At 64.3% G+C, this 14,794-nt stretch carries 13 protein-coding genes; 8 read left to right on the top strand and 5 right to left on the bottom strand.

Annotated features, from left to right (window positions below; all coding sequences use genetic code 11):
- Positions 1-36: 36 nt before the first annotated feature.
- The 4 genes from GTP69_RS28495 to GTP69_RS28510 all read left to right on the top strand — a co-directional run bounded on the left by GTP69_RS28495 (position 37) and on the right by GTP69_RS28510 (position 5,420).
- A complete protein-coding gene (locus GTP69_RS28495; RefSeq protein ID WP_161058030.1) occupies positions 37-2,289 on the top strand; it encodes a TonB-dependent receptor in 2,253 nt (750 codons plus the stop codon).
- Between the two features lie 113 nt (positions 2,290-2,402).
- Positions 2,403-4,109, top strand: coding sequence for a methyl-accepting chemotaxis protein (locus tag GTP69_RS28500; protein WP_161058031.1), 1,707 nt, complete (start codon positions 2,403-2,405; stop codon positions 4,107-4,109).
- A gap of 89 nt (positions 4,110-4,198) precedes the next feature.
- Complete coding sequence (locus tag GTP69_RS28505) at positions 4,199-4,780, top strand: TetR/AcrR family transcriptional regulator (protein ID WP_161058032.1); 582 nt, start codon at positions 4,199-4,201, stop codon at positions 4,778-4,780.
- Positions 4,781-4,862: 82 nt separating this feature from the next.
- The gene (locus tag GTP69_RS28510) at positions 4,863-5,420 is read left to right on the top strand and encodes a DUF308 domain-containing protein (protein WP_161058033.1); all 558 of its coding nucleotides are present in this window, start codon (positions 4,863-4,865) and stop codon (positions 5,418-5,420) included.
- Positions 5,421-5,441: 21 nt separating this feature from the next.
- Here GTP69_RS28510 and GTP69_RS28515 read toward each other — a convergent pair whose 3' ends face one another.
- A complete protein-coding gene (locus GTP69_RS28515) occupies positions 5,442-5,600 on the bottom strand; it encodes an oxidoreductase-like domain-containing protein (RefSeq protein ID WP_110845059.1) in 159 nt (52 codons plus the stop codon).
- A gap of 8 nt (positions 5,601-5,608) precedes the next feature.
- A complete protein-coding gene (locus GTP69_RS28520; protein ID WP_161058034.1) occupies positions 5,609-8,701 on the bottom strand; it encodes a ligand-binding sensor domain-containing diguanylate cyclase in 3,093 nt (1,030 codons plus the stop codon).
- Positions 8,702-8,843: 142 nt separating this feature from the next.
- Between GTP69_RS28520 and GTP69_RS28525 the strand changes: the two genes are divergently transcribed.
- The 4 genes from GTP69_RS28525 to GTP69_RS28540 all read left to right on the top strand — a co-directional run bounded on the left by GTP69_RS28525 (position 8,844) and on the right by GTP69_RS28540 (position 13,463).
- The gene (locus GTP69_RS28525; RefSeq protein WP_161058035.1) at positions 8,844-10,331 is read left to right on the top strand and encodes a DEAD/DEAH box helicase; all 1,488 of its coding nucleotides are present in this window, start codon (positions 8,844-8,846) and stop codon (positions 10,329-10,331) included.
- 128 nt (positions 10,332-10,459) lie between these two features.
- Positions 10,460-11,404 carry a glycosyltransferase family 2 protein gene (locus GTP69_RS28530; protein WP_371868175.1) on the top strand — a complete coding sequence of 315 codons (945 nt, stop codon included), beginning with the start codon at positions 10,460-10,462 and terminating at the stop codon, positions 11,402-11,404.
- The gene (locus GTP69_RS28535; protein WP_371868176.1) at positions 11,397-11,795 is read left to right on the top strand and encodes a GtrA family protein; all 399 of its coding nucleotides are present in this window, start codon (positions 11,397-11,399) and stop codon (positions 11,793-11,795) included. The genes GTP69_RS28530 and GTP69_RS28535 overlap by 8 nt, the downstream gene beginning before the upstream one ends.
- 9 nt (positions 11,796-11,804) lie before the next feature.
- Positions 11,805-13,463: a glycosyltransferase 87 family protein gene (locus tag GTP69_RS28540; RefSeq protein ID WP_161058036.1), complete on the top strand. Its 1,659-nt coding sequence runs from the start codon at positions 11,805-11,807 to the stop codon at positions 13,461-13,463.
- Positions 13,464-13,562: 99 nt separating this feature from the next.
- Here the strand turns inward: GTP69_RS28540 and GTP69_RS28545 are convergent, their stop codons facing one another.
- From GTP69_RS28545 to GTP69_RS28550, 3 genes are all read right to left on the bottom strand, one after another.
- Complete coding sequence (locus tag GTP69_RS28545) at positions 13,563-13,778, bottom strand: MBOAT family O-acyltransferase (RefSeq protein WP_161058042.1); 216 nt, start codon at positions 13,776-13,778, stop codon at positions 13,563-13,565.
- 81 nt (positions 13,779-13,859) lie between these two features.
- On the bottom strand, positions 13,860-13,985 hold the full coding sequence (locus GTP69_RS31630; RefSeq protein WP_267874635.1) for a hypothetical protein: 126 nt from the start codon (positions 13,983-13,985) through the stop codon (positions 13,860-13,862).
- A gap of 132 nt (positions 13,986-14,117) precedes the next feature.
- A partial coding sequence (locus GTP69_RS28550) for a glycosyltransferase (RefSeq protein WP_161058037.1) occupies positions 14,118-14,794 on the bottom strand: 677 nt, incomplete at its 5' end.

Genomic DNA, 14,794 nt, shown 5'->3' on the forward strand with positions numbered 1-14,794 from the left:
GACTATCCATCCCTCTAGCAAGAAAGAACAATTCTCATGTCACAGCGCTTCCCTCTGAAACCTTTGTGTCTGGTCGTCCTGCAAGCGCTGGCTTGCCAGGCTTATGCTGGTACTGCCGATGTTGCCGATGCCGCCGCCGATGACAGCGCTGCTGCCGGCGCCATGGCCGGTCCTGTGCAAACGGTGGAAATCACCGGCCGCGGCCAGTCGCGTCAAGTGCAAAACATCAACAAGACCGACCTGGCCGAAGTGTTGCCGGGCACCAGCCCGCTGAAAGTGCTGGACAAGCTGCCAGGCGTGAACTTCCAGTCGGCCGACCCATTCGGCGCCTACGAATGGTCGACCAGCTTCAGCATCCGCGGCTTCAACCAGAACCAGCTGGGCTACACGCTGGACGGCGTGCCGCTGGGCGACATGAGCTACGGTAACAACAACGGCCTGCACATCAGCCGCGCCATCTCGTCGGAAAACATCGGCAGCGTGTCGGTGTCGCAAGGCGCCGGTTCGCTGGGTACCGCATCGTCGAGCAACCTGGGCGGCACGGTACAGTTCTTCACGCTGGCCCCAACCGATGAGCGCGGCCTGACCTTCTCGCAAACTGTGGGCAGCGATTCGACCTCGCGCACCTTCGCCCGCGTCGACACCGGCCTGATCAACGGCGTCTTCAAAGCCTTCCTGAGCGGCACCCGCCAGCGCACCGACAAATGGAAAGGCGACGGCGGCCAGGACCAGGATCAGTGGAACTCGCGCTTCGTCTTCAACTTCGGTGACAACAGCCTGACCGGCTTCCTGAACTACTCGGACCGCAAGGAAATCGACTACCAGGATATGTCGCTGGAAATGGTCCGTCGCCTCGGCTACAACTGGGACAACTACCAGCCTGACTGGCAGCGGGCAGTCAATGCCGCCAAGGGCGTGTTCACCGGCGGCGTCACCAGCCTGGACGATGCTTACTACTCGGCCGGCGGCCTGCGCAAGGACACCATCGGCGGCCTGACGCTGGACCTGCACCTGACCCAGGGCGTGGATCTGAAGACCACCATCTACCACCACGACAACAAGGGCCAGGGCCACTGGTACACGCCATACGTGGCGACCAATGCCGCCAACCCGATCTCGCTGCGCACCACCGAGTACACCATCAACCGCGACGGCGTCACCAGCGACCTGAGCTGGGAAATCGGCGACCACACCGTCACCGCCGGCCTGTGGGGCGAGCGCAGCAATCACACCGCCAGCCGCAACTACTACGGCGTGACCGGTCCGGCCGACACCATGTTCTACCTGACCAATCCGTTCGCCACCGACTGGAAGCAGAACTTCATCACCACCACCTCGCAGTACTACCTGCAAGACTCGCTGGCGCTGATGGACAACAAGCTGAAAATCAACGCCGGCTTCAAGGCGCTGGACGTCGACATCAAGGCCACCAACATCGTCGGCACCCGTGCCGCCGGCGACCTGGACGCCAACAAGAAATTCCTGCCGCAAGCCGGCTTCAACTACGCGCTGACCAGCGACGACGAAGTGTTCGGTTCGGCATCGAAAAACATGCGCGCGCACCAGCCGGGCGTCAGCGGTCCGTTCTCGCAAACGCAAGCCGCCTACAACGCCGGCGTCGGCAGCCTGAAACCGGAAACCTCGACCAATATCGACCTCGGCTATCGCTTCAAACGCGCCAGCCTGCAAGGTTCGGTGGCGGTGTACAGCGCGCGCTTTGACGACCGTCAGCTGAGCGTGGCGACTTGCGCCGGTATCGTCGGTTGCCCATCGACCTTCGTCAACGTCGGCAAGGTCGACACCAAGGGTGCGGAAGCCGTCGCCGTGTGGAAGTTCAACCGCGAATTCAGCTGGTTCAACTCCTACACCTACAACGATTCCAAGTACAAGTCGAACTACATGGACGGCACCACGCTGGTCGCAGTCAGCGGCAAAACCGTCGTGAATGCACCACGCCAGCTGTTCAACACCGAAGTGTCGTATGAAGGCGGTCCGGTGTTTGCCCGCCTGGGCGCCAAGTACACCGGCAAGCGCTACTACACCTACCTGAACGACCAGGGTGTGGACGCCTTCTGGCTGGCCAACCTGTCGGCTGGCTACAAGCTGAAGTCGCTGGGCTGGGCCAAGGAACTGTCGCTGCAATTGAACGTGACTAATCTGTTCGACAAGCAGTACATCAGCACCATCGGCACCAATGGCTTCCAGGCTAGCGATCCAAACGGCACCGCGCAAACGCTGCTGACCGGCGCGCCACGTCAGTTCTTCCTGACCCTGAACGGCAAGCTGTAAGCAAGTCCAGCGCCACGTTGTTGCACGGAAAACACAAGCACAGCGTGGCGCTGGCATGGCGCTGCACATAGTTGCATACTGGATAGCCAGAAGCCGCTATGAGGAGATGGGCCATGAAATGGTTTTACGATCTGAAAATAGCCACAAAACTGTTCGTTTCTTTTGGCGCCGTGCTGATATTGACCTTGGTGCTTGGCATCAGCAACATGGTGTCGATGGATCGCGTCAATCAGGCTTCGACCGACCTGGCCGAAAACTGGATGCCCAGTGTGCGCGCGGTGATGGACCTGCGCACCGACGTCGGCGAAGTGCGGCGCTGGGAACTGGCGCATCTGCTCAACGAGGACCCGGCCGCCATGGCCGATTATGAACAGCGTCTCGACAAGTCGCTGGCCCTCCTCAAACAACACCGCGACAACTACGAAAAGCTGATTTCCAGCCCGGAAGAAAAAGCCATTGCCACCGAGTTTGACAAGGGGGTGACGGCGTTTCTGGCTGACCACGGCAAGATGATCGAGATGTCGCGCGCCGGCAAGAAGGCCGAGGCGCGCACCTTGTCGTCCAACAGCTCGGCGCAGGCGCTGACCATCATTACCGACAACGTCAACAAGCTGGTCAAGCTAAACGTGGACGGCGGCGATGTCGCCAGTGAGGCCGCCTCGGCCACCTATCAAAATGCCCGCATCACCTCGATTGTGCTGCTGGTGCTGAACATTGGCATCGGCATGGTGCTGGCGATGTGGGTGGCGCGCATTGTCGCCACGCCCTTGCAGGAAGCGGTGTCGCTGGCGCGCGATGTGGCTGATGGCGACCTGACCCGTTCCATCGACGTCAAGAGCGCCTGCGAGACGGGCCAGCTGATGCAGGCGCTGAAGGACATGACCGGCAATTTGCAGAGTCTGGTCAGCCAGGTTCGTAACGGCACGGATACCATCGCTACGGCGTCGTCGGAGATTGCCAGCGGCAACCAGGACTTATCGTCGCGCACCGAGGAGCAGGCCAGTTCGCTGGAAGAGACGGCGTCGTCGATGGAAGAGTTGACCAGCACCGTCAAGCAGAACGCCGACAATGCGCGCCAGGCCAACCAGCTGGCGCAGTCGGCTTCCGGCATCGCCATGAAGGGCGGCGATGTGGTGGGGCAGGTGGTCGGCACCATGGCCTCGATCAATGAATCGTCGCGCAAGATTGTCGACATTATTTCGGTGATTGACGGGATTGCGTTCCAGACCAACATTCTGGCGCTGAACGCGGCAGTGGAAGCGGCCCGCGCCGGCGAGCAGGGGCGCGGCTTTGCGGTGGTGGCGAGCGAGGTGCGCAACCTGGCGCATCGTTCGGCGGCGGCGGCCAAGGACATCAAGCTGCTGATCAGCGATTCGGTGGACAAGGTGGAGGCCGGCTCGGTGCTGGTCAACCAGGCAGGCGAGACCATGAACGAGATCGTCACCAGCATCACCCGCGTGACCGATATCATGAGCGAGATCACCTCGGCCAGCGTGGAGCAGAGCGCCGGCATCGAGCAGGTGAATACGGCGATTGTGCAGATGGACCAGGTGACGCAGCAGAATGCGGCGCTGGTGGAGCAGGCGGCGGCGGCAGCGGAGTCGATGCAGGAGCAGGCGGCCAAGCTGAGCGAAGTGGTCAGCGTGTTCAAGCTGCTGGCGACGTCGCAATCGGCTCCGTCGGTGAAGCGTGCGGCGGCACCGCGCAAGCCGGCCGTACCGGCCTCGGTAGTGGCCAGCGCCAAGGCGCCGGCGCCACGTCCGGCGCTGAAAAAGCCAGTCAAGGAAACCGTCGGCGGCGACGAGTGGGAAGCGTTCTGACCGGGTAGCGGCCAGCAGCCGGCGCCTCTGACAATGCGCCGGCTTTTAAATCGCTTGACTCTCATCCTACTAGAAGGTAGGATGAGTGCATGAGTAAATTATCCAACACAGCGGAAGACATCCTCGGCAGCGCCCGGGTGCTGATCGCAGCGGGTGGATACAACGGCTTCAGCTATGCCGACATAGCCGAAGTGATTGGCATCCGCAAAGCCAGCATTCATCACCATTTCCCCAGCAAGGTGGATCTGGTGCGGACGCTGGTGGAGCAGTACCGTGCCGCCGCCAAGGACGGACTGGAAAAGCTGGAACTCAGCTTGCCCGATCCGGCCCAGCAACTGCGCGCCTACATCCAGTACTGGGAAACCTGTATTGGCGATGCCAGCGCGCAGTTTTGCGTCTGTGCCTTGCTGGCCAGCGAACTGCCCATCCTGCCGGAAGAAGTGGCGCTGGAAGTCCGGTCACACTTCCGCGCACTGGCGGCGTGGATGGCGCGCGCGCTGGAGCGGGGACAGCAGCAGGGCGTGCTGAAGCTGACACGCGCGCCGCAAGTGGAGGCGGAAATCTTTATGGCGTCGGTACATGGCGCCATGCTGTCGGCGCGGGCTTATGGCGATCCGGCCATGTTCGGCGCCATCATGAAACCGCAACTGGATTTGTTGACTGCAGTCTAAGCAGGGGTGCCGGAATGATCAGGCATCCCTTTTTTAAAAACCATCATTCTACCAACTAGTAGGTAGAAATAAAGGAATCATCATGAATGACAATCTCAACCAAGAAAGCTGGCTCAAGCAGTATTACTCCCTGCGTGCAGCGTTTTCCATCGCCTGGGTGATTGCGGCCCTGACGGTGGGCAAGCAATCGTGGCTGATCGGCGCGGTGTTGCTGGTCGCCTATCCGGCATGGGACGCGGTGGCCAATTTCATCGACGCCGGCCGTAACGGCGGGCTGGCCGCCAACCGTACCCAGGCCATCAACTTCGGCGTCAGCCTGGCGACGGCGCTGGCGGTCGGACTGTCGCTGCAAAGCATGCAGGCGGTGCTGGGCGTGTTCGGCGCATGGGCGATTCTGGCGGGCCTGCTTCAGCTGGGCACCGGCGTGCGGCGTTGGAAAACCAACGGCGCGCAGTGGGCGATGATCCTGAGCGGCGGCCAGTCGGCGCTGGCGGGTGGCGCCTTCATCTTCCAGGCGCTGCACACGGCGGAACCGCCGGCGCTGGCCACGGTGGTGGGCTATGCGGGATTCGGCGCGTTCTACTTCCTGATCTCGGCGCTGTTGCTGGCATTCAGCGCGCGCCGTCGGCAACGCGCATAACGGCGCGGGTGCGCCGCCGGCTTATTCCGGATGGCGCGCCTGCCAGGCCTTGAGCGCCTCGCGGTAGCGGTCCAGTTCTTCCTGGTACAGGTCGTCTACGCAGTAAGTGCAGCCGCTGTGGCAGCAGTCGCCCGGTTCGGGCGGGGTGGGTGGTTGCGGCTTCGGGTCATCCATACTCATACTTTTCTCTACATCGGCGGCATGGCCAGCAGTGCCATGTTGCGTCCTTTTTCCTTGGCGCGATACAGGGCCCGGTCGGCCAGTTGCACCAGATCCTGCGGCGAGGTGTCGTCGGTCGGCACCATCACCGCCACGCCGATACTGATCGTCATGATACCAAACGGCGACTGTTCGTGCGGCAACGCCCGCCGCGCCAGCTCGGCGCAGATATCCTGCGCCACGCCAAACGCATCGGCCGAATCGGTGGCTGCCGCCAGCAAGGCGAACTCTTCGCCGCCGTAGCGCGCCACCAGATCGGTGGTGCGGCGGCCGTGGGTGGTGATCAGATCGGCCACGGTGCGCAGCGCGGCGTCGCCGGCCAGGTGGCCATAATGGTCGTTGTATTTCTTGAAGTAATCGACGTCCAGCATCGACAGCGCCAGCGTCTGGCCGGTGCGCGCGGCGCGCCGCCATTCGGCTTCCAGCGCCAGGTCGAAACCGCGCCGGTTGCTAACGCCGGTCAGGCCGTCGGTGGTGCTGAGCGCGGCCAGCTTGCGGTTGGATTCTTCCAGCTCCACGGTGCGCGCCGCCACTGTTTGTTCCAGCTCGGCCTGATGACGCGTCAGGCGCGTGATGCGCACCTTGTACGCCAGCGCCAGCGAGCCGACCACCAGCGCCATCAGGCCGGAACGGAACCACCAGCGCTGCCAGAACGGCGGCGTGATGGTGATGTTAAGCGTGGCCGGCACCTGGTTCCATACGCCCAGATGATTGGCTGCCTTGACGCGGAAGATGTACTTGCCCGGATTCAGATTGGTGTAGCTGGCGGTGCGGTGGCCGGCGTCGGTCTCGACCCAGTCGCGGTCGAAGCCTTGCAGTTGATACGAATAGCGGTTGCCGGATGGTTCGGTGTAGTGCAGCGCGGCGAACTCCAGCGCAAACACCGAGGCCTGCGATGACAAGGTCAGCGCGGTCGGCGCCGTCACCGGACCGTCGGCCTTGACGTTCTCGCTCGGCTGGCCGTTTTGCAGCGAATGGTTGAACACGGTGATGTCGGTAATCGCCACCTGCGGCGGCACCGAGCTGGTCTTCACCTTCGACGGCGTCACCGCCGTCATGCCGTGCACGCCGCCGAAGAACAGCGTGCCGTCCGCGCCCAGCGCCGACGAGTTGACGGTAAAGCCTTCGGTCAGGCCATCCGACGCCGTAAAGTGCGTGACCTTGCCGCTGTCCGGCTCCAGCCGGTACAGGCCGGTGATGGTGCTGCACCAGATCTTGCCTTCGTGGTCGTGCTGGATCGACAGGATTTTCGGCGCGCGCATGGCGGCCGCATAGGACTTGAAGGTGATCGAGCCATCCGGCTTGACCACCACCAGGTTCAGTCCCTTGCTGGTGCCGACCCAGATGCGGCCTTGCGCATCTTCATGCAGGCTGGCGATGTTGTCGTCGCTGAGGCTGTTGGCGTCCTTGTTGGAGTGGCGGTAGTGGCGGAACTTGCCGCTGGCCTGGTCCAGCAGGTCGAGGCCGCCGCCATTCCATTCCGAACCGGCCCACACGCGGCCCTGGCGATCCTCCAGCACCGCCGAGGTGCCGTTGACGCTGCGCGAGCTCGGGTCTTGCGGATCGTTGTAGTAAATCTTGCGGATGTCGGTCTTGATCTCGTAGCGGATCAGGCTGTTGCCGGTGGCCAGCCACAGCATGCCGCCGGCGCCGGGCGCGATGGCGTTGATGTAGTCGCTGGCGGTGTTGCCGAAGTGGATGGCCTGGAACGGGCTGTCCGGCGTGTCCAGCCGGTTCAGACCGTTGGACGTGCCCAGCCACAGCGGCCCCTTGCCGTCGTCATCCTGGTACATGCTGTAGACGATCGAGTGCGACAGCTTGCCGGGCACCTTGTCGTCGGCATGGTAGCTGCGCAGCACCTTGCTGGTGGCCGGGTCGTATAAGCTCATGCCCACATTCCCGCCCAACCACATCTTGCCGTTCGGCGCGCGCGACAGGCTCAGCAGCGCGTTGCTGGCCGGCGCCGAGCGGCTGTCGATGCGGAACGGCACGTGACGGGTAAAGCCTTCGCTGCTCAGGTTGGCCATGGCGATGCCGTCGGTGAAGGAGGCGATCCACAGCATGCCGCTGCGGTCCTGCATCACCGCGCGCAGGTTGTCGCCGGGCAGGCTGTACGGATCGTCGGCGGCGTGCACGAACTGGTCGAACGCCTCGTTGGCCTCGTTCCAGCGCAGCAGCCCGGCCGACAGCGTGGTGGCCCACAGCACGCCCTTGTTGTCGAGGCCGAAATTGGTGATGCGGCTGTACGGCGAGACGATGGCCTTGCGGGTATCCCAGTCGCCCTTGCCGTCCCAGCGGATGATGCCGGACTCGGTGCCGATCCACAACGCGCCGGTGGTGTCGAATTGCAGCGCGCGGACGATGTTGACGCGCGCGTCCGGCTTGGTGGCCGGATCGACCTGGTGGTGGCGGAAGGTCTTGGCGCCGGGCGCCAAATAGTCGAGGCCGCCGGGCCAGGTGCCGATCCACACGCCGCCTTGCGCGTCCAGCGCCAGTGCGTTGAGGTCGTTGCTGGCCAGGCTGTCGGGATCGGCGTCGCTATGCGCGTAAACGGCGTCGAATTTGCCGCTGCGCGGATCGAAGTGCTGCAGGCCGCCCCAGGTGCCGATCCACAGGCCGTCCTTGCCGTCGGAAATGATGTTCTTGACGATGCGGTGGTTCTTCGGCGCCTTGTCGGAAGTAAACGTGGTGAAGTTGTTGGTGTCGGGATTGAAGCGCGCCAGGCCGTTCTGGGTCGCCGCCCAGATGCGGCCCTGGCGGTCCTCGAAGATGGACGACACGCGGTCATGCGGCAGGCTGGCCGGATCGGCCGGATTGTTGGTGTACTTCACCGCCTGGTAGCCGTTGTAGCGGTACAGGCCGTCCGTGTGGGTGCCGACCCAGACGAAGCCCTTGCGGTCCTGGATCAGCGACAGCATCGACGGTTCGTCGCCCGCCAGCGGGCCGAGTTTCTTGAATCGCAACGACGGCGAGGGGGCGGCGCTGGTGACACTCGCGGCGCTCAGCGCCAGCAACAGGCAAAGGAAGAGCAGGCGGCGCAGGGCCGAGTAGGGCGCTAACATGGGGGGATCACAGTGAATTCTGGACAGATTGGCTATTATACATGCCATTGATGCAAGGGTTTCGTGATAAAAGCTGCTGGTTTTTAGCGCAGTTGTCAAAAATTAGGGTATAGTTTACGGCGCTTCACCATCCGTCCAGAATATGTCCGATACCGAGATCACCACCCCTACCGTCCCCGAGCAAGCCGCTGTCGCTGCCGCCGCCCCCGTTCGTTTCGCCGATTTCGGCCTGTCGCCCGACATCCTGCGCGCGCTGAACGACCAGGGTTACGAGCACCCGACGCCGATTCAAGCCCAGGCTATCCCTGTGCTGCTGCAAGGCCGCGACGTCATGGGCGCGGCCCAGACCGGTACCGGCAAGACCGCCAGCTTCTCGCTGCCGATCATCCAGATGCTGCTGGCGCAAGCCAGCACCAGCACCTCGCCGGCGCGTCACCCGGTGCGCGCGCTGATCCTGACGCCGACCCGCGAACTGGCGGTGCAGGTGGCCGAGAACGTCAAGGCCTACGCCCAGCACACGCCGCTGCGCTCGACCGTGGTGTTCGGCGGCATGGACATGAAGCCGCAGACCGTGATCCTGAAGGCCGGCGTGGAAATCGTCATCGCCACCCCGGGCCGTCTGCTGGACCACGTGGAGCAAAAGAACATCAGCCTGGGCCAGGTGCAGATGCTGGTCATGGACGAAGCCGACCGCATGCTGGACATGGGCTTCCTGCCGGACCTGCAGCGCATCATCAACCTGCTGCCGAAGAAACGCCAGAACCTGATGTTCTCGGCGACCTTCTCGACGGAAATCAAGAAGCTGGCCAACACCTTCCTGACCGACCCGATCACCATTGAAGTGGCGCGCAGCAACCAGACCGCCGACAAGGTGACCCAGGTAGTCTACAAGATCGCCGAGAACCAGAAGCACGCGCTGACCGCGCACATCCTGCGCCAGCGCGAGCTGAAGCAGGTGATCATCTTCTCCAACACCAAGCTGGGCGCCTCGCGCCTGGCGCGCGAGCTGGAACGCGAAGGCATGAAAGCGGTGGCGATCCACGGCGACCGCACGCAGCAGGAACGCATGGCGGCGCTGGACGCGTTCAAGAAGGGCGAGATCGATATCCTGGTGGCGACCGACGTGGCCGCCCGTGGCCTGGACATCTCCGACCTGCCGTGCGTGATCAACTACGATTTGCCGTACAACGCCGAAGACTATGTGCACCGCATCGGCCGTACCGGCCGCGCCGGCGCCTCGGGCGACGCCATCTCGATCTATTCGGACAAGGACGAGCGCCTGCTGGTCGATATCGAAAAACTGATCAAGCAGACCATCAAGCGCGCCGAGCCGGAAGGTTTCAATCCGGCCCCGAGCTTTGCCGACGAACGGGGCGAACGCCGTCCGCGCCGCACCGAAGACATCGGCCGCGCCCCGGCCGGTCGTCCTGCCGAGCGCAGCGAACGTCCGCCGCGCAGCCTCGGTGGTGGCGGTCCGCCACGCCGCGAGAAAGTCGATCCATGGTTCCTGAAACCATATGAGCCGGCCAAGACCGCGCTGACGCCCGATGTGCCTGCGGCCAGTAGCGGCAAGGCAAAGCCGAAACTTGCCTTCCTGCTGGGCGGCGCGCCCAAAGGTGGTTCGCTGTAACCAGCTGTAAGTCGAATGTGTACTCGGCAATTTTGGTTGTATAATGTGCCGCCTTGCCAACTATGCAAGAAGCGGCACGGCCAACTGGCCTGGCCATTCCTGAAGCAGTTTTAAGCGACTCTACCAACGTGAACATACTCAGCAACCAGCGGATTGCGGTCATAGTGCCGTGCTATAACGAAGCCCTGACCATCGCCAATATCGTCCGCGATTTCAATGCCTGCCTGCCGCAGGCCGCCGTCTATGTGTTCGATAACAATTCCAGCGACGCCACCATCGCCGTGGCCAACGAAGCCGGCGCCATCGTGCGTAGCGTGCCGCTGCAGGGCAAGGGCAATGTGATCCGCCGCATGTTCGCTGACGTCGACGCCGACATCTACATCATGGTTGACGGCGACGATACCTATGACGCCAGCGTGGCGCCGCAACTGGCGGAAAAGCTGGTGGCCGAGGGCCTGGACATGGTGGTCGGCACCCGCGTCACTGACGAGCAGGAAGCCTACCGCTTCGGCCACCGCTTCGGCAACAAGCTGCTGACCGGCTGCGTCAGCGTGGTGTTCGGCAATACCTTCACCGACATGTTGTCGGGCTACCGCATCTTCTCGCGCCGCTACGCCAAGTCGTTTGCCGCCCATGCGGCCGGCTTCGAGACCGAAACCGAGCTGACCGTGCACGCGCTGGAACTGCGCATGCCTGTGGCGGAAGTGGCCACCCGCTATGGCGCCCGTCCGGAAGGCTCGGTCAGCAAGCTCAACACCTACCGCGACGGCATCCGTATCCTGTGGATGATCACCAAGCTGTTCAAGAACGAAAAACCGCTGCACTTCTTCTCGCTGCTGGCTGCCCTGTGCGTGGCTGCCGCCGGCGTGCTGGCGGTGCCGCTGATCGAGACCTTCGTGCAAACCGGCCTGGTGCCGCGCCTGCCGACCGCCGTGCTGTGCACCGGCCTGTCGCTGTTCGGCGTGGTGCTGCTGTCGTGTGGCCTGATTCTCGATACCGTCACCAAGGGCCGCATCGAGCAGAAGCGCTTTGCTTACCTGATGGTGCCGGGGCCGGCCAAGCACGGTGCGTAAGACGCGCCACGCCCTGGGCTTGTTCGCCCTAGCCGGTATTGGCGGCCTGGGCGTCGACACGCTGGTGTGCTATGCCGGGCTGGCGCTCGGCCTGCATTTCTCCCTGGCGCGCCTGATCTCCTTCCTGTGCGCCGTCTACTTCACCTGGCAAGTCAACCGCCGCTGGACTTTCGCCGCCGACACGGTGCCGCCCGCCAGCTGGATGGAGTGGTGGCGCTACCTCGGCGCCATGCTGGGCGGCGGCGCCGTCAACTACCTTGTTTCTGCCGTGGCCGTGCATTTCCTGCCGGCCTGGCCGCTGACGCCGCTGTTGGCGGTGGCGGCCGGCTCGCTGGCCGGCATGTCGCTTAACTTCATCAGCGCCCGCTTGCTGGTGTTCAAACGTCCCTGAATCTGCCCCATGAATTTGCTACAACGCCCCCTGATTGCCTTTGAACGTGCCGTCGCGGCGGCCTGGCAATGCCTGGACCGGCCCGCCGTACTGGCGCGCGCGCTGCTGCTGATACCGCTGCTATTCGGCGCCCTGTCCCTGTTGTACGGCCAGGATGACAACTGGGACTTGCACAACTATCACCTGTACAACCCCTATGCCTTGCTGAACGGCAAGATCGGCTATGACCTGGCGCCAGGCCAGTGGCAAAGCTACTTCAACCCGACCATCGACCTGCTGTACTACGGCTTGAACGCGCTGCTGCCGGCGCCGGCCGCCGGCTTTGTGATGGGCTGGCTGCATGGCCTCAACTTCGTGCTGCTGGCAGCCATCGGCCGCCAGCTGATGCCGCCGGCGTCGCACCGCGCGGCGCTGCTGCTGGCGCTGGCCGGTAGCCTCGGTCCCGGCTTTATTTCTGAAATCGGCAATACCATGGGCGACAACCTGATCGCCCTGACCGTGCTGGGCGCCTTGCTGCTGCTGCTGCGTGCCTGGCCGCAGCTGATGCAGGGCGGGGCGGCGGCTTGGCGCGCGGTGGCGCTGGCGGGCCTGCTGGCCGGCCTCGGCACCGGCCTCAAGCTGACCAACGCCATGTATGCGCTGGCGCTGTGCCTGGCGTTGCTGGGGGTACCGGCAACCTTCTGGCTGCGGTTCCGGCTGGCGCTGGTGTTTGGTCTCGGCACGCTGGCCGGCATCGGCCTGAGCGCCGGCCACTGGTACTGGCGCATGTGGCAGACCTTCGGCAATCCGCTGTTCCCGCAATTTAACAATATCTTCAAGGGCCCGCTGGCGGCCACCATCGGCATCGGCGACACCGGCTGGATTCCGCAAGGCCTCAAGGAAAAGCTGCTGTGGCCGTTCATCTTCACGTACAACCCGAAGCGCGTGATCGAGATCCCCATCACCCAGCTGATCTGGCCGATGCTGTATCTGGCCGGCGTAGCGCTGGCGCTGCGCCTGCTGCGCGACGCCATCCTGGCCCAGCGTCCGGCGGCGCCGCTGGCCCGGCCGGCCGGCCTGCTGCTGCTGTTCTTCGGCATCGCCTACCTGATCTGGCTGAACCTGTTCGGCATCTACCGTTATCTGGTGCCGCTGGAGTTGCTGGCGCCGCTGGCACTGTGGCTGGCGGCGCAGCGCCTGATGGCGCCGGCGGTGGGCCGCCAGGTGGCCGCCTGGGCCTTGCTGCTGGCCACCGTGGCCGGCTGGTCTGGCGCCTCCTGGGGACACGCCAGTTGGGCGCGCCAGGCCACCACTGTAGAACTGCCGCCGCTGCCGGCGCCGGCGCAGAACATCGTGTTCACCGTGCACGGCGATCCGCCGATGAGCTGGCTGGTGCCGTCGTTCCCGCGCGCACTGGCGTTTGTGGCGCTGGGCGGTGGTTTCCCTGAGTCGCCGGCCTATGCGGCCAAAGCGGCGGCGATGATGGCTGAACGCAGTGGCCCGTTCTACGTGATGCTGCAGGCCGAGGGCGATAATCAGAAGATCTGGCCGGCGGCACAGGAAGTGCTGGGTCGCTACGGCATGCGCTTCAATCCCGACGACTGCCTGAAGTACCGCGCGGCCGTCGGCAGCAGCGATCATCCTTACCAGTTATGCCCGGTGCAGCCGGCTGGAACTGGAAGTAAATAAACGGGTTGAACCCGCCTTCCACCACGGCCATGCTGGACAGCAGGAACAGCGCCAGGCAGTAAAGCACCGGCAGGCTGCCGAGGCGCAGCCGGTCCAGCTTCAGCCAGCCGGCGCGCTCCCGCAGCAGACCGTGGCCAACGCCCACGCCAGAAAGGTGTAGGCGGCGCCATGCCACAGCGCACCCAGCTCGAACACCACCATCAGTTTGCGATAGGTACGCCACGGGCTGCTGCGGTTACCGTCCAGCGGAATATAGCCGTAGTCGCGGACGAAATGCGCCAGCGTCGTGTGCCAGCACTGCCGGAACTCGGTGATGCTGGCGGCCGCTTAGGGGCGGTTGACGTTGAGCGGGAAGCGGAAGCCCATAATGCGCGCCAGACCGATCGCCATGTCGGTTTAGCCGGAACAATCGAAATAGATCTGGAAGGTGAACCAGATCGCCCCCAGCCATGCCGAGCAGGTGCTGAGTTCGGCGTCAGGGCGGTAGATGCCATCCGCCACCATGCGGCGGCAGCGCGGCATCGTCCAGCAGGTCGGTGCTGAATTCCCAGCCGTTGTCGGCCTCAGCTGGCATATCGTGGTGGCGCGGCGTCCAGCTCTGCTTGAGCTGCGGCGCCGCCGCCGGGGTGGCGGCCGTGTGCGGCTGGGGCGGGATTACGCGGCCTCCTTGCCGCCGATCAGCGCCAGCAGCGCTTGCGCATTGTCGCGCCAGCTCATCCAGCGCATGCCTTGCGAGGCCGGGTGACGCTGTTGCGCGTGCAGCGCCAGCCAGTCCTGCAGCGCGCGCGCCAGATCGGCGGCGTCCATGCCGTCGAAGTAATACGCATGCTGTTCCGCCACCTCGCGGAACACGGGCAGGTCGCGCGCCAGCACCGGCAAGCCGTAGCGTGCCGCTTCGATCAGCGGCAGGCCGTAGCCTTCGCCTTCGCTGGCCATCAGCAAACAGGTGCTGGCCTGATACACCTGTTGCAGGTGGGCGTCGTCGATGCCGCGCAGCCAGAACAGTTGGCGATCGCGTTGCGCATGCTGTTGCAGGCGTTCGACGATGCGCGGGATGGTGCGCCGTTCATGGGGCGGCAGCGCGGTCCAGCCCTCGTGGCCGACGATCACCAGATTGACCTCCACCCCGGCCTGCCACAGCAGGTCGAAGGCGGCCAGCGTTTGCAGGTGGCCTTTGCGCGGCTCGATGGTGGCCACCATCAAAAAGGTCGGCGCACCGCGCAGCTGCTGCAGACGGGCCTGGTCGGCCGGCGCCAGCGGCGCGGCCGCCGTGGCCGGCCCCTGCTCGATATCGGCGCCCAGGTGCAGCACGCTCAGCCGAGGCTGCGGCA

Source organism: Duganella levis, from assembly GCF_009857605.1.
In the GTDB taxonomy this organism is placed as follows: Bacteria; Pseudomonadota; Gammaproteobacteria; order Burkholderiales; family Burkholderiaceae_D; genus Rugamonas; species Rugamonas levis.

Bases quoted from the DNA above. Each gene is read 5' to 3' on its own strand.
- GTP69_RS28495 (WP_161058030.1), top strand. From the start codon at position 37: ATGTCACAGCGCTTCCCTCTGAAACCTTTGTGTCTGGTCGTCCTGCAA.
- GTP69_RS28500 (WP_161058031.1), top strand. From the start codon at position 2,403: ATGAAATGGTTTTACGATCTGAAAATAGCCACAAAACTGTTCGTTTCT.
- GTP69_RS28510 (WP_161058033.1), top strand. From the start codon at position 4,863: ATGAATGACAATCTCAACCAAGAAAGCTGGCTCAAGCAGTATTACTCC.
- GTP69_RS31630 (WP_267874635.1), bottom strand. From the start codon at position 13,985: ATGCCGCGCTGCCGCCGCATGGTGGCGGATGGCATCTACCGCCCTGAC.
- GTP69_RS28520 (WP_161058034.1), bottom strand. From the start codon at position 8,701: ATGTTAGCGCCCTACTCGGCCCTGCGCCGCCTGCTCTTCCTTTGCCTG.
- GTP69_RS28515 (WP_110845059.1), bottom strand. From the start codon at position 5,600: ATGAGTATGGATGACCCGAAGCCGCAACCACCCACCCCGCCCGAACCG.
- GTP69_RS28540 (WP_161058036.1), top strand. From the start codon at position 11,805: ATGAATTTGCTACAACGCCCCCTGATTGCCTTTGAACGTGCCGTCGCG.
- GTP69_RS28505 (WP_161058032.1), top strand. From the start codon at position 4,199: ATGAGTAAATTATCCAACACAGCGGAAGACATCCTCGGCAGCGCCCGG.
- GTP69_RS28525 (WP_161058035.1), top strand. From the start codon at position 8,844: ATGTCCGATACCGAGATCACCACCCCTACCGTCCCCGAGCAAGCCGCT.